This is a genomic window from Synergistota bacterium, from assembly GCA_025060595.1.
In the GTDB taxonomy this organism is placed as follows: Bacteria; Synergistota; GBS-1; order GBS-1; family GBS-1; genus 42-11.
The window spans coordinates 54,106-68,756 of sequence record JANXBX010000009.1 but is presented as its reverse complement, the minus strand read 5'-3'; the positions used below and the strand labels follow the sequence as shown (position 1 = coordinate 68,756).

At 35.6% G+C, this 14,651-nt stretch carries 12 protein-coding genes, 3 tRNA genes and 1 rRNA gene; 11 read left to right on the top strand and 5 right to left on the bottom strand.

What is annotated here, in order from left to right; all coding sequences use genetic code 11:
* The 5 genes from NZ900_07235 to eno form a co-directional block, all read left to right on the top strand.
* Positions 1-185, top strand: a 16S ribosomal RNA gene (locus tag NZ900_07235); the annotation flags it as partial.
* A gap of 56 nt (positions 186-241) precedes the next feature.
* Positions 242-319 (top strand) — tRNA-Ile (locus tag NZ900_07230).
* A gap of 9 nt (positions 320-328) precedes the next feature.
* Positions 329-403: transfer RNA gene (locus NZ900_07225), tRNA-Ala, on the top strand.
* Between the two features lie 9 nt (positions 404-412).
* Entirely contained in the window at positions 413-691 is a 279-nt protein-coding gene (locus NZ900_07220) for a S4 domain-containing protein (protein ID MCS7233881.1), read from the top strand.
* A gap of 67 nt (positions 692-758) precedes the next feature.
* On the top strand, positions 759-2,039 hold the full coding sequence (gene eno / locus NZ900_07215; protein ID MCS7233880.1) for a phosphopyruvate hydratase: 1,281 nt from the start codon (positions 759-761) through the stop codon (positions 2,037-2,039).
* Between the two features lie 3 nt (positions 2,040-2,042).
* Here eno and NZ900_07210 read toward each other — a convergent pair whose 3' ends face one another.
* Together NZ900_07210 and polA are read right to left on the bottom strand one after the other, a co-directional pair.
* Positions 2,043-3,554 (bottom strand): tetratricopeptide repeat protein, encoded by a 1,512-nt coding sequence (locus NZ900_07210; protein MCS7233879.1) that lies wholly within the window; start codon positions 3,552-3,554, stop codon positions 2,043-2,045.
* Positions 3,555-3,575: 21 nt separating this feature from the next.
* Positions 3,576-6,167, bottom strand: coding sequence for a DNA polymerase I (gene polA / locus NZ900_07205; GenBank protein MCS7233878.1), 2,592 nt, complete (start codon positions 6,165-6,167; stop codon positions 3,576-3,578).
* A 92-nt stretch (positions 6,168-6,259) separates the two neighbouring features.
* On the opposite strand from polA, the gene NZ900_07200 reads away from it, so the two are divergent.
* Positions 6,260-7,348, top strand: coding sequence for a fructose-1,6-bisphosphatase (locus NZ900_07200; GenBank protein ID MCS7233877.1), 1,089 nt, complete (start codon positions 6,260-6,262; stop codon positions 7,346-7,348).
* Between the two features lie 40 nt (positions 7,349-7,388).
* Here the strand turns inward: NZ900_07200 and NZ900_07195 are convergent, their stop codons facing one another.
* Positions 7,389-8,630 (bottom strand): DUF4097 domain-containing protein, encoded by a 1,242-nt coding sequence (locus NZ900_07195; GenBank protein MCS7233876.1) that lies wholly within the window; start codon positions 8,628-8,630, stop codon positions 7,389-7,391.
* Positions 8,611-9,558: a DUF4097 domain-containing protein gene (locus NZ900_07190; GenBank protein MCS7233875.1), complete on the bottom strand. Its 948-nt coding sequence runs from the start codon at positions 9,556-9,558 to the stop codon at positions 8,611-8,613. Before NZ900_07190 ends, NZ900_07195 begins: the two co-directional genes overlap by 20 nt.
* A 60-nt stretch (positions 9,559-9,618) precedes the next feature.
* Here NZ900_07190 and NZ900_07185 point away from each other — a divergent pair, with 60 nt between their 5' ends.
* From NZ900_07185 to NZ900_07175, 3 genes are all read left to right on the top strand, one after another.
* Positions 9,619-9,942, top strand: coding sequence for a hypothetical protein (locus NZ900_07185; GenBank protein ID MCS7233874.1), 324 nt, complete (start codon positions 9,619-9,621; stop codon positions 9,940-9,942).
* 100 nt (positions 9,943-10,042) lie between these two features.
* Positions 10,043-11,017, top strand: coding sequence for a Clp1/GlmU family protein (locus tag NZ900_07180; GenBank protein ID MCS7233873.1), 975 nt, complete (start codon positions 10,043-10,045; stop codon positions 11,015-11,017).
* Between the two features lie 89 nt (positions 11,018-11,106).
* Positions 11,107-11,194: transfer RNA gene (locus NZ900_07175), tRNA-Leu, on the top strand.
* On the opposite strand, the gene rlmN is transcribed toward NZ900_07175, so the two are convergent.
* Complete coding sequence (rlmN, locus tag NZ900_07170) at positions 11,173-12,225, bottom strand: 23S rRNA (adenine(2503)-C(2))-methyltransferase RlmN (protein MCS7233872.1); 1,053 nt, start codon at positions 12,223-12,225, stop codon at positions 11,173-11,175. The two genes, NZ900_07175 and rlmN, sit on opposite strands and share 22 nt — an antisense overlap.
* A 35-nt stretch (positions 12,226-12,260) precedes the next feature.
* Here rlmN and NZ900_07165 point away from each other — a divergent pair, with 35 nt between their 5' ends.
* On the top strand, positions 12,261-13,175 hold the full coding sequence (locus tag NZ900_07165; protein MCS7233871.1) for a hypothetical protein: 915 nt from the start codon (positions 12,261-12,263) through the stop codon (positions 13,173-13,175).
* 107 nt (positions 13,176-13,282) lie between these two features.
* Positions 13,283-14,644, top strand: a complete 1,362-nt coding sequence (locus tag NZ900_07160) for an acetate kinase (GenBank protein MCS7233870.1) — start codon at positions 13,283-13,285, stop codon at positions 14,642-14,644.
* Positions 14,645-14,651 lie beyond the last annotated feature (7 nt).

The window sequence follows — 14,651 nt, the reverse complement described above, 5'->3', positions numbered from 1 at the left end:
ATGCCGCCGTGAATACGTTCCCGGGCCTTGTACACACCGCCCGTCACACCACCCGAGTCGGGTGCACTCGAAGTCACTGCCCCAACCCTCTTTGAGGGAGGGAGGTGCCGAAGGTGTGCCTGGTGAGGGGGGTGAAGTCGTAACAAGGTAGCCGTAGCGGAAGCTGCGGCTGGATCACCTCCTTTCTAAGGAGAGAAGGATTGCAAGAAAACACACTATTCTCTCTCAAGGAGTAAATGGTGGGCCTATAGCTCAGATCGGTAAGAGCGCACGCCTGATAAGCGTGAGGTCGGAGGTTCGAATCCTCCTAGGCCCACCAATTTTAAATGGGGCGGTAGCTCAATGGGAGAGCGTCTGGTTTGCAACCAGAAGGTTGGGGGTTCGAGTCCCCTCCGCTCCACCATGGTAAAGTGTGCAGAAAGAGAAGCCGGGAATAGAATGCCCGGCTTTTATATTTACTATGCGTTTAGATAAGTTTTTAAAGGAAAGTGGTATAATAAAAAGAAGAACCTTAGCGCGAGAAATGATAGAAAAAGGGTTAGTTTTGCTTAACGAAAAGGAGGTAAAGCCATCTTCTTCGGTTAAAGAAGGGGATAGAATTCGTATTTTCTTTCCTTATAAAGTTAAAAATTTTGAAGTAAAAGTTTTTAGAAGTAAGAGTGAAATAGAAATCCTAGAGCTAAAAGAATAATGATTTTTATTAAGTTTAGCTAAAAGGTCCAAGTACATCTTAAGGTATTATAAGGAGGGGTATGAAGGTGAGTAGGATAATAAGTATATGGGGTAGAGAAGTCCTTGATTCCCGCGGTAATCCTACTGTTGAAGCTGAAGTAGTTCTTGAAAGTGGAGCTATTGGTACTGCAATGGTTCCTTCAGGAGCCTCTACAGGAACTTTTGAAGCTCTCGAGCTTAGAGATGGTGAAAAGAGATACGGCGGTAAGGGGGTATTAAAAGCAGTAAAAAATATAAACGATGTGATATCTCAAGAGTTAATAGGACTTGATGCTGAAAATCAAGCAGAAATAGACAATAAACTAATTGAGCTAGATGGAACTCCTAATAAGTCAAAATTAGGTGCTAATGCTATACTTGCTGTTTCTATGGCAGTTGCACGTGCTATGGCTAACGAGCTTGGAATTTCCCTTTATAGGTATCTTGGGGGTATTAGGGCTAAGATACTTCCTGCACCATTTTTAAATGTTCTTAATGGTGGGAAACATGCGGATAATAATCTCGATATTCAGGAATTTATGATTGTTCCTGTAAAAGCTCCTTCATTTAAGGAAGCCCTTAGAATGGCAGTAGAAGTTTATCATATTCTTAAGAGAATATTAAAGGATAGAGGGCTTGTTACATCGGTTGGGGATGAAGGCGGCTTCGCTCCAAATCTGCATTCTAATGAAGAGCCCTTAAAGTTATTGATAGAAGCTATAGAGAAGGCTGGTTATAAGCCTGGAGAGGATATAGCTCTTGCCCTGGATGTTGCTGCTACAGAGATTTTTAAAGCCGGAAAATACCATCTTAAGGCTGATAATCTTGCTCTTACCTCAGAGGAGATGGTAAAGTATTATGAGGAACTTGTAAATAAGTATCCTATAATATCTATAGAGGATGGCTTAGCAGAGGAAGACTGGGAAGGGTGGAAGCTCTTAACAGAAAAATTAGGTAAAAGGATACAGCTTGTAGGTGATGATATATTTGTTACAAACTCTGAGAGGCTTAGTAAGGGTATAAAGGAAGGAGTGGCTAATGCCATATTAATTAAACTTAATCAAATAGGAACTTTAACCGAAACGCTTGACGTTATAAATCAGGCTTACGATGCTGGTTACGGAGCTATTATATCTCATAGGTCTGGCGAAACGGAAGATAGTTTTATCGCAGATCTCGCTGTAGCTACTTTAAGTGGTCAAATTAAAACAGGCGCTCCTGCAAGAGTAGATAGAGTTGCGAAATATAATCAGCTATTAAGGATAGAAGAGGAGCTTGGATCGGGAGCCATTTATGCTGGTTTATCCAAAATAAAGTTAAGGAAATAGTATTTATTTAGTGTTACTATCATCGTTTAAATTCGAAGAAATAGTAAAGCCTATATATCGTGCTAATGTATCTTTAAATTCCTTTTTGTATCTACTCTTAAGAAGAGTTTTGTTTAATTCCTCAAAAAAGGTTATAGGAGTAACATTTACAGCGAGGTTCCAGTACGTACCGAGAACTAAAGGATGAGTTGTCCAGCATTTTTTCCAATAACTTAGAGTTTTTGACATGTTACCTTGAAGAAGACTTATTAAACCAGCAGTAAAATAGAGGAAAGCGTTTTCCTTAGGAATTAAAAGAGCGTATTGAGTTATGTCGAATGCAGTTTCAACATCCCCTTGGTATATATAACAAATGGCAAGATTAGCATATGCATTTTTATCATTTGGATCTAAATCAATAGCTTCTTCCCATAGTTCTATAGCTTTATCTAAATTACCTGTTTGCTGATATAAAGATGCTAATGTGAAAGTAACTTCTTTATTATGGATTTTGTACTCACGTAGTCTTTGGAAATAATATAGAGCCTTTTCATAATCTTTTTGTTCGATATAAACTTCCCCTAGTCTTTCTAAAAGTAAGGGTGTTTCTCCCTGTTCCTTAAGCAAAGTTTCCCAAATTTCTATTGCTTCTTTGTTCTGTCCTTTTTTATAGTAAAGCAACCCATTTAGGTATCTAAGCCTAGGATTATCTGGGTTCTCTTGAAGAAGTTTGTTCATAATTAAAGATGCTTCTTTTAGGTTACCTTTATTAATTAAGTGCTTGATGGTACTTATAAGTACATCTTTATCTTCTGGGAAAATTAAGTAAAGTTCTTTAAGGGTATTTATAACAAGAAGGTCTTCTTTTACGTATTCAAGTAGGTTTAATAGGAGGTTTTTGACTTCGTCTCTTTTTTCAATGTCATTTTCGTTCTTTATAAGATGGAGTAGGAGAGAAATAGCTTCTTTTGATTTGAATATATTTATGTAGATTTCAGCAAGACGGTAAATTACTGTTATATCGTGAGAGTTCTCCTCTTTAGTTTCTTCCCAAAGATGGAGAGCTTCTTTTTCCCTCCCTTCTTCATAAAAAATCTTACCTAAGTTGATTTTAGCTTCCCAATTATAGGGATCAGCTTTTAAGACCCTTTCATAATATTGTTTAGCTTGATTGGGTTCATTTCTTTCTAAATGATAATCTGCCAAAATCAAAAGAGTCGGTACATAGTCTGGATTTTCATGTAATACTTCCATCCATTCCTTAAGTGCATTATTACTTTTACCTTGAAGGTAATAAACAAGACCAAGATTATGTTTAGCTGCTAAATTCTTTTTATCCATTAATAAAACTTGTCTAAACTGGAGCTCAGCTTTATAAAGGTCCCTTATAATTGTGTATGTCCTTCCGAGTTCTAAATGTGCCTCAATATATGAGGGGTCTTCTTTTATAGCCTTTTTAAGGAGTTTAATTGCTTCTTCATAATTCCCCTTTTCTTTTTCACTTCTACCCTTCTTTAAGAACAGGAACTCTTTCATCTCTTTTACCCTCTCTTTTGTTTAAGTAATTTTTTCCATTTCTCCCCAATCCTTTCCTTTTTTTAAGCTTACTTTTAATGGAACCGAAAGATTTATTACTTTCGTCATAGTGTCTTTTATGATTTCTATTTCATCTTCGAGTTTATTTTCGGGGCCTTCGAAGAGGAGCTCATCGTGTATTTGTAAAACAATCTTAAAGTATCTTAATTTCCTATGAAGTTCTATCATAGCTAGTTTTATTATATCCGCTGCGCTTCCCTGCACTGGAGTATTGATAGCGTATCTCTCGCTTTGTTCTCTTAGTTTTTTATATTTGCTGTTAAGGTCTTCTATTTTCCTTTTCCTTCCTAGAAGCGTTTTGACATACCCTTTTTCTCTTGCTTCTTTAATTATGTTTTCAATGAATTCTTTTACTTTGGTGTATTTAGAGAAGTATTTATCTATATATGCTTGGGCTTCCACCTGAGAAATTTTAAGCTCTTGGGCTAAACCATGAGGACTCATGCCATATATTATACCAAAGTTTATAACTTTGGCTATTCTTCTTTCTTCTTCTGTAACTTGCTTTTCCGGGATTCCAAATATCTCAGCCGCGGTTTTTGTATGTATATCAAGGTCTTTTTCGAAAGCTTCTATTAATGCAGGATCTTTTGAAAAGTGAGCAAGGATTCTTAATTCAATTTGAGAATAGTCTGCGGAAATAAAAATGTTTTCCTTATCTTTCACTTTAAAGGCTTTTCTTATAGCTTTGCCTACAGGAGTTCTTATAGGGATGTTTTGTAAATTAGGGTTACTTGAGGATAATCTGCCTGTGGCTGTTACTGTTTGGTTAAAAGTTGTATGTATACAATTTGTTCTTGGATGTATTAATTTGGGTAAATTTGAGATGTAAGTACTTTTAAACTTAGATAGTTGTCTATATACCAAAATTTTTTCTATGACATCGTTGTATGGATTTCCCATTCTCATAAGTTCTAATAGAGTTTGTGCATCTGTTGATGTTTTTTTCTTACGCGGAGGGGTTAACTTAAGATAGTTAAATAGAACTTCAGAAAGCTGCTTGGGCGAATTTAGATTAAATTTTAAATTTATACTCGAAAAGATATCGTTTTCAATTCTCTTTAATTCCTTTTCTATTTCTAGCTCTAAATTATATAAAGTTATTTTGTCTATCTTTATTCCTTCTACTTCCATGCTTGCTAGAACTTCTATCATAGGTAACTCTACCTTTTCAAATAGATCATATAGTTCTTGATCTCTAAGTTCTTTCAGAAACTGTTCTTTTAATTGAAAGCATATTTCAGCTTCTTTAATAGTTCTCTTTATTTGTTCTGCCTCAGGTGGTGGAGACTCGCCTAAATAAGACAAGGCAATGTTTTCTAAAGTATGGGAGCCCTTATTAGGATCAAGAAGGTAAGAGGCAATTGCTAGATCAAAGTTTATTTTATTTATATTAAAACCTTCTCTTTTTAAAGTAACAAGACTTCTTTTTAGATCGCAGCCTATTTTGGGTATGTTAGAACATAAAATGTGGTGGAGGTAGCTTAGTATTTCGAAAAGAGAGATGTTTTTGGTCAGAAAAAGAAAAGCCTTTTGAGGAGTAGAAAGACAAATTCCTTCTATGCTTGCCCACATAGGTAAATGTTCGCTTGTAATAACTTTTAAGTAAATTTCTTTAGCATCGGTGAGTTCTTTTAAAGCGTTCTTAAGTTCTGAAATCGTTTGGACAATTATGCAAGCGATATTCGTTTTTATATTTGTGATATGCTCACTTTGTAAATTAAGCTCGTTTATAATTGTTTGAAACTCAAATGTTCTAAGTATATTAAAGAGTTTGTTTTTGTCTGGTTCGGATATTTTAAGCTCTTCGATGTCAAAACTAATAGGTAAATCCCTTTTTATAGTAGCTAAACACAGATAAGTCTTTAAGGATTCCTCATTTTCCTTTATACTTCTAAGGTTAGAGTTAAGGATGATATTGTTTATATCTCCATATTTTCTAAGAAGCTCAAGAGCTTTTTGTGGTCCTATTGATGGTATACCCGGGATGTTATCAGATTGGTCCCCTTTTAATGCTATAAGATGAGGGATTTTTTCGGGTTCTATTCCGTATTCTTCAATTACTCTTTTATAATCGTAAAGCTCTACGCTTGATATACCTTTTACTGTTCTAAGAAGTTTTGTCTTATTACTAACAAGTTGTAAGGAATCTTTATCTGCACTAACTATATAGGTTTCGAAACCTTCGCTTTCAGCTTTAGCTGAAATTGTTCCGATTATATCATCGGCTTCATAACCTTCAAATTCAATAGTTTTTATTCCCATGGCATTTATTATATCCTTTGTTAATTTTACCTGGGGTTTTAATTTATCTGGCATTTCAGGGCGTTTTATCTTGTACTCTTTGAACTCTAAATGTCTGAAAGTAGGCTTAGGAGTGTCAAAAGCTACCCCACAATGTGTAGGTTTGTATTGCTTAATTAACTTTATTAACATCCTTATGAATCCATAAGTAGCATTTGTTGGAAAGCCATCTTTGGTACTTAAAGGAGGTAAAGCATAGAAAGCACGGTACAGCAAGCTGTGTCCATCTATTAAGATTAGCCTTTTCATGAAGAACACCTCTCTTGATTTTTTGTTGCTCCATCTTTTCCTTTATTGTAAAATAGATACGGTAAAAAGTAAATGGAAGGGGGTTAATACACATGATTACTGTTTCCTTAATTAAAGCTGATATTGGTAGCTTTCCTGGTCATACCCAGGCTCCTAAAAAGCTTATTGACAAATGTAAAGAGTATCTGGAAGAAGTAAAAGGTCAATTAATAGTAGATTATTATGTTACCAGATGCGGTGATGATATTCAACTTCTTATGACTCATACTAAAGGGGTGGATAATGAGGAGATTCATGCCCTGGCTTGGTCTGTATTTGAGAGAGTTGCTAACATAGCTATAGAGGATAAACTGTATGGTGCAGGACAGGATTTGCTTGCCGATGCTTTTTCTGGAAATATAAGGGGACTTGGACCTGGTTGTGCTGAAATGGAATTTGAGGAGAGGGAGGCCGAGTCAATAGTTGCTTTCATGTGTGATAAGACCGATCCTGCTGCTTTTAATCTTCCTCTTTTTAAAACTTTTGCTGATCCCTTTAATACTCCAGGCTTAGTGATAGATAAAAAGCTCACACAAGGTTTTGTTTTTGAGGTTCACGATCTTTTGGCAGGTAAGAAAATATCCTTAAAGACTCCTGAGGAGATGTATGAACTTCTCGCGCTTATAGGTAATAGGGATCGTTATGCGATAAAAAGGATTTATAGGAAAGATGGTTTACTTGCTGCTGTTGTAAGTACCGAAAAGCTTAGTCTTATAGCTGGAGAATATGTAGGGAAAGATGATCCTGTTGCTTTAGTCAGGTGTCAGGGGGGGCTTCCAGCAGTGGGTGAGGTCTTGGAGCCTTTTGCTTTTCCTCAACTTGTTGCAGGATGGATGAGGGGATCTCACTGGGGGCCATTAATGCCTGTTTCTGAAAAAGATGCTAATCCAAGTAGGTTTGATGGTCCACCTCGTGTTATTGCTCTTGGTTTCCAACTAAGGCATGGTAAGCTTCTAGGACCTGTAGATTTATTTGCTGATGTAGCTTTTGATAGAGTAAGAGCTTTAGCTAATGAGATTGCTGATTACATAAGAATGCATGGTCCATTCCAACCTCATAGACTTTCTGAAGAGCAGATGGAGTATACTACACTCCCTCATGTTCTAGAAAAATTGGGTCCACGTTTTGCTCCTATAGAGTAAGAATTAAGGGACCCCTGAAACTTCAGGGGTCCCTTAATTCTTACTTCTTCCTTATGTTTATATCTCCTTCTGATGTAGTGAGCTTAATTAGAGCTTTATATTGATTAAGTACCCCTGTTAATTCATCTTTGCTACTTTGTGTAATTATCAATGGTAGTTCGCACGAGATAATTCCTTTTATGGTCTTTGCTACTATAGCTGTAGATGCATCAGATGGAATTTTCAAATTTATAGTTCCTTCTGATGTCTCAATTATATACCTTCCATTTTCTTTTACCACTGTATCTAAATTTATATCTCCACTATTTGAGGAAAGTTCTATGCGGTAAGAATGTTTATTTCCTAAAGTTAAGGATCCTTGTTTAAAATGTATAGTTATGTTTCCTTCCACGTCATCAAGGAACATGTCACCCTCTTCTAACACTATGTTTAGATTCTTTTGCACATACTCTCCTATTATTTTGGCTTTAGTAGCTTTTACTTCAATGCTTCCTTCTATATCAAAGAAAGATATGTTTCCTTTACTCATACTTATTACAACATTTTGCCTGGAGTGAAATACTTTAACATTTCCTTCAGAGCTTTCTACATCAAGGTTACCTGCTATGTTTTCTGTATGAACCTCGCCTCTTTCCGTTATTATTGTCGTGTTTCCGCCAATGTTATTTATCAAGATATTTCCTGAAGATGTTTGAGCGTGGACGTTTCCAGAAATATTTCTTATAAAGACGTTACCAGAAGTGGTCTTAACTCTTAAATTTTTATTAAGATCACTAATGAAAACGTTACTTTCTTCTGCTTCTATAGCTACATTAAGGTTTTTAGGTATAAATATCTTATAGCTAACGTAACTTGTCTTTTTTCCGTTGCTTTGTGGAAGGAAAGTTTCTAAAGATATGCTTTCATCTCTTTGTATTATTCTAACTTCTATTTCCTTAGATAACTCTTGAGCTTCTTTTTTATTTTTCCCCCACGTGTGCTTTACTGCTGCGATTTTAAGAAGCATCTGGTCCCATGATTTGATTACTATATCTCCTGCTTTGTTTGTACAAGAGAGTAATGCATTTTCTGGAACAAGTAATAATTTTTCAAAAGGTTCAGTATACTCTATAAATACTTCACCCTTTACCACACTCTCTGCTACCATAAGCATTCCTCCCTTAGAGGTGGTTTCTTCTCTCTTTAGAGATCTATCTATAAAGTTGCCTGTGGGGGCAACCTTATTGGGAGTTTTTGGCTTTTGTTTAAAAAACCTAAAAATTTCATTGGCTAAGATAAACATCTTTTTCTTCCTCCATGAAGCCATGAATTAAATATATGTCGCCACTTGAAGATTTTACTATAAGGCTTCCTTTGGCTTCTCCAAGTTTCAATTTATTTTCCTTTGTTTCGAAGGAATACTCACTAAAGATTTTACCACATATTGTGTCAAATTCTATATGGCAAGAGGAATAATACGGTATTTTTAACTTTATCCATCCAGAATGGGTCTCGAGTTGATAGGTTCCATCAGCTAAAATGTTGATATCTGCTTTTATATTTCCACTAGATGTTTTAATGTTTAAGTACAGGCTTTCTACATTTTTCAGAAATACATTTCCGCTTTTGGTTTTTAATGTTATAGATCCACTACATCCATCTAAATAATTATTACCGCTTTCGTTATTAATATACATCTCTCCCGAACAATTTTTAATTTGAACTGTTCCGCTTAAACTATTTACTATTATTTTCCCTTCAGAGTTTTTAATTTCTATGTCTGCAGATCCACAGGATATGTCTATATTTCCTTTTATATTAGATATTAACGTAGTAAAGTTTTCCCTATAAGATATTTCTATATTTCCTTCTTTCTTACTTCCATTTAGCTTTTGAAGACCTGTATCTATTTCTAAGTTAATATGTGGGGGAGCAAGAATGTCTAAATCTATAGTAAATTTAAGGCCTGGCCTTATAATGAAATTAGGGATCATCGTTTCCATAGTTACTTCTTTACTTCCTTTTTTCTCTTTTAGTTCTATGTGTTTTAGCTTTTGCTCTGCCTCATTTTCTTCAATTTCCCCCAATATGCTTTTGGTTAGCTTAACCTTTAATTCTGGATGATCCCATGTTTTTAATTTAGTACTTCCATAGATGTTTTTTATTATTAGTTTAGTTCCTTCTGTTATAAGTATTATTCTTTCTTCCACTTGTCTGAAAGGTTCTTTCATTTTTAGCTCTCCCTCCATAAAAATAAAGATGGTATAATTTTCAAGGAGGGGATAAAATGAATGGCAGTAGAAAACAGTGAATTACTCAGTATTATAAAAGAACTTCTTGAGATTCTTGTATCCGAACTTTCTGCTATAAATAGGAAAATAGAAAAAATGGAAGAGGAACAACTACGCATTCGCTCCCTCCTTGAGCTTTTGTTGGATACCAAGAGCGCCAGAGTTTCTAGAACATCTTCTTTCGCTACGAAAATATCCTCTCTCTTGGGAAAAGATAAAACACGTTCTCAACAAATGGAAGAATATATTTCTTTTTTGATGGAAAACCCGGATAAAATTCCCCTTGCTGGTTTGTTTAAGAAGCCTAACCCTCGCAAAGAATAATTTATACGTATTCTTGAAACTAAGGATAGCACAAAAACCCGATCCTGTGTAGATGTTATTAGAAAAGATTTAGATGAAGAAATAAAGGAGTGAAGATGGCTTGGTTCTAGATTTGAGTGATCAAGAGAGAATAATTATTTTGCTTGGGAAGGTGGATACAGGGAAAACTACACTTGCTCTCCTTTTAGCTAACAAGTTAATTTCTGAGGGAAAGAAAGTTGCAGTTGTTGATGCTGACCCGGGGCAATCAGATATAGGTCCACCCGGAACATTGGGTTTAGGCTTTCTGGATGGTAAGGTTGAAAAGCTTTCGGAAGTTTCTCCAGTTAAGCTTGCCTTTATAGGCTCTACATCTCCAGGAGGGCCTTTTATTTGGCCTACGTTGTGGGGATTAGGGGATCTTGTTAGTTTTGCTTGCAGGGATAGAGATATAGTAATTATAGACTCTTCTGGTCTAATAATGGGAAAGGATGGGTATACCCTTGTAAAAAGTAAAATTTCCGTTGTTAAACCAGATGTTGTTATTTTTTTGGGAAATGAGAGAGATTATCTTCATCTTATAGATGAGTTTTCGAGGTACACTCGTGTGGTAGTTTTACCATCACCTTCTGGGGTTAGGATAAAAACTTTAGAGGAAAGACGCTCTAATCGCATTAAAATGTGGAAAGCTTACTTTAAAAACGCTATTGAAGTTGAGCTTGCGTGGAATGATGTTAAAGTGGGAGGATTTCCTCACTTTGGTGTAGGAATACCTTTAAGTAAAACTGCTGTTCAAGAACTTTCCTTTAAGATTGGTACAGGGATCTTGTGGGCTGAAAAGTGCAATGGGAAGTTAAAAATTCTTACCGTTTCTTATCCAGAACGTGGGATTGACGCTGAATTAGAGTGGATACATATAGGGAGTCTAAAACATACACTTCTAGGGCTCGAGGGAAACGAGGGACTTTTAGATGTTGGATTAGTCTTAGAGATAGATGAGAGAAAACTTTTGATTAAGACTCCTTGTACAAAGATAGGTGATATTAATAAAATATTGCTATCTAAGTTGAGAGTTGATGAAGAAGTATTTAAATAAAAAGCATTAACGTGTTATATGAAAACTTTTAAGAAAAGTTTGAGAGAGTAATTGATCTTCTTAAGAGGTTTTGTATAATTATATAAGGTGTCGGAGTGGCGGAATCTGGCAGACGCGCTGGACTCAGGATCCAGTGGGTTTTTGCCCATACGGGTTCAAATCCCGTCTCCGACACCACAATTTTCCAAAGAAGGTCTTATTCCTCTTAATTGGCCGCAGGCAGCTTCTATATCGCTTCCTTTTTCTTTTCTTACCTCAGCCTTTATTCCTAATTTGAGTAGCATCTCATGAAACTTCTTAACTTCATCTTCACTTGGTTTTTTAAAAACTCCATTGGAAATTGGGTTATAAGGTATAAGATTTACAAAAGTTTTAAGCCCCTCAAGGAAGTTTCTCAAAGAAAGAGCGTCTTCTTTAAAAGTGTTATATTCCTTAAGAAGGATATACTCTATTGTGATTCTTTTCCCCTTTTTTTCTTGAAAATCTAGCAATGCTTTTTTAAGATCTGTTAGTCTATAACTTTTAGCTATAGGAATTATTTTTTCTCTTTTACTTTGCTGAGCGGAGTGCAGAGAAATTGCCAGTCTGAAAGCTCCAGACACTTTGACGAAATCGTAAATTTTAGGTATTATACCTACTGTTGATATTGTTACATTTCTTGTACTCATATTCAAACCTGCAGGATGAGTGATAATCTTTAGGCTTTTAATTACCTCTTCATAGTTTAAGAAGGGTTCTCCCATTCCCATGTAAACTATCCTGTTTGGATTAATACCAGAGTCCTTCCTTAGTGTTAATATTTGATTTACTATTTCTCCTGATTCAAGATTTCTTTGAAATCCAACCATACCAGTAGCGCAGAATTTACACCCTATAGGACAGCCTACCTGGGTAGATATGCAGTATGTAGTTCTATTAGGGTGAGGAATTATTACACTTTCTATATACATTCCATCTCTAAGCTTTAGTAGATATTTTGTTGTTCCATCTTTTGAAATTCTTTTTTCTGAGACCTCGAGAGGTTGTAAAAGGAAGTTTTCTTTCAAGTACGTTCTTAAAGTTTTACTCAAGTTTGTCATGCTTTCAAAATCGAAAACTTCTTTTTTATATATCCATGAGAAAATTTGGGAAGCCCTATAGCTTTTTTCTCCATTTTCAGTTAGTATTTTTAATAGTTCCACATATGTTAAGTTTAAAATGTCCTTCATTGCAATTAAGATTATATCACAGGAGGTAGGGAAGATTGAAAGTTGGAGTCTTGGATATAGGTAGTAATAGCTTAAGGGGTCTTTGGGGTGATATCGATGAAAACCTGATTTTCAGGAAAATGGGAGAGAGGTTAATTACAACTCGATTAGGAGAAGGGATATATCTTTCCAAGAAACTAAAAGAAGAAGCCATAGATAGAACTTTGGTTGGTCTTAAAAAAATTTATAATGAGCTTAAAGATAACAGTATTAATGAAATTTATGCTTTTGCAACAAGTGCAGTTAGGGAAGCTTCTGACCGGGACCACTTTTTAGATTTGATTCAAGAAAGAGTCGGTTTAAGTGTTGAAATATTAACAGGTGAAGAAGAAGCTTTTCAAAACCTCCTCGGTGTCGAGGTGGGCCTTGGAATTAGAGATGACTATCTTTTGTTTGATATAGGTGGGGGTAGTACTGAAATAGTTTTAAAAGCAGGTGGGTATAAGCTCTTTAGGACGTTTCCTATAGGAGCCCTTAAATTAAAGGATATTTCTTTTAATTCTGTAGGAGAGATAATTTCCTTTTTAGAAAACTATTGGCAAGAAGAGGCTTTTTCTATTAAGTTAAATTCTTGTAGGGCAAAAACTTTTGTGGGGGTCGGAGGAACTATTTCTGCTTTAGCTCTGCTTAAGGAAAAGGCCGCTTTCTATGATATGAAACTTGTTCATGGAAAGAAACTAGATATGAACTGGTTGTATAGTATTCTAGTCTCTCTGAGTAAACTTCCATCAAGGGAAATAGACTCTCTTTTTATCTTTGACCCTGGACGGTCTTATATAATTCTTGAGGGTAGCCTTATACTTTTTTCCCTGATGAGTTTTTTTGCTATTTCGGAAATAATAGTTTCTGAAACTAATCTTCTTTGGGGAGGACTTGTTAAGAAATGGGGGGTTAAAAGCTTCGTTTTTTAAACAAATAGTTTTAATCTAATTGTGTTAAAATAGGAAAGGACCTAAAGGTGAGTTTAAAATTACCTTAAAAAAGAATGTTGAAAGTTTTATGGGAGGTGTATTTTAAAATGTATATATTAACTTTAAACTGTGGTAGTTCTTCCGTTAAATATATGCTTTATGATTGGGAAAAAAAACTGCCTTTAGTGAAGGGTACGGTTGAGCGAGTAACGGTAGGGGGTTCTTTTTGTATTCACTCTCCCCATGGTAAAGAGAGTACCAGAGTTGAGCATGATTGTCCTACCCATAAAGAAGCTATTAAGCTCATTATCGAATTGCTTGTTCACCCCCAATATGGTGTTATTAATAACGTTAAGGAAATAAATGCAGTTGGTCACAGAGTAGTTCATGGAGGAGAAGAGTTTGCGAAGTCTGTTTTAATTGATGATAAAGCTTTAGAAACTTTTAGAAAGCTTTCTGATCTTGCTCCTCTTCATAATCCTCCTAATGTAATGGGGATTGAAGCGGCAAAAGAGCTTTTACCTAATGTTCCTCATGTTGCAGTTATGGATACTGCGTGGCATCAAACTATGCCGCCAAGCTCTTATATATATGCTCTGCCGTATGAGTGGTATCAGAAATATAAAATAAGAAGATATGGCTTTCATGGAACGTCGCTTCTTTATGTAGCTAAAAGGGCTGCAGTTCTCTTAGGAAAAGATCCCTTTGATGTCAATCTTGTTTCGTTGCATATAGGTAATGGAGTAAGTGCTAATGCTGTTAAAAAAGGCCTTTCTTTCGATACAAGCATGGGGTTCACTCCGCTTGAAGGGTTGGTGATGGGAACAAGAGCAGGAGATCACGATGCAGCTATAGACTTATATGTTATGGAGAAAGAGGGAATATCACCTAAGGTTATGAACGATATATTAAATAAAAAGAGTGGTATTTTGGGAATAACTGGCAAATATATAGATAGAAGAGATGTAATGACTGCTTTGGAAGCTGGTGATGAAAGAGCAAAGCTAGCTTTCGAAATAGAGTGTTATAGATTAAGAAAATATGTAGGAGCATACTCTTTTGCTCTTGGAAATATTGATGCTATAGTGTTTACAGCTGGTGTTGGGGAAATGTCTCCTGAGGTGAGAGAAAAAGTTTTAGAGAATCTTGATTTTTGGGGAATAAAGTTAGACTGTAAAAGAAATGCTATAGCTAAAACCAGAAATGCTGAAACCTTTATTCATGAGGATACTTCAAGGGTAAAAATATTTGTTATTCCTACTGATGAAGAACTTGTTTTCGTTGAAGATGTAGTTGCTATTCTTGAGGGAAGGTATGACATTCATACTAATTTTAAGTACTCTTTTGAGGATCCCAATTTTGTTAATCCGTTAAGAGCAGAAGAGTTCAAGAAAGAACTTCAGAAAAAGCCGGAACTTAGAGGAATTATCGCTATTCCACCTGGAGGAAAGTCCATTGTCGGGATTTGAAAAATTC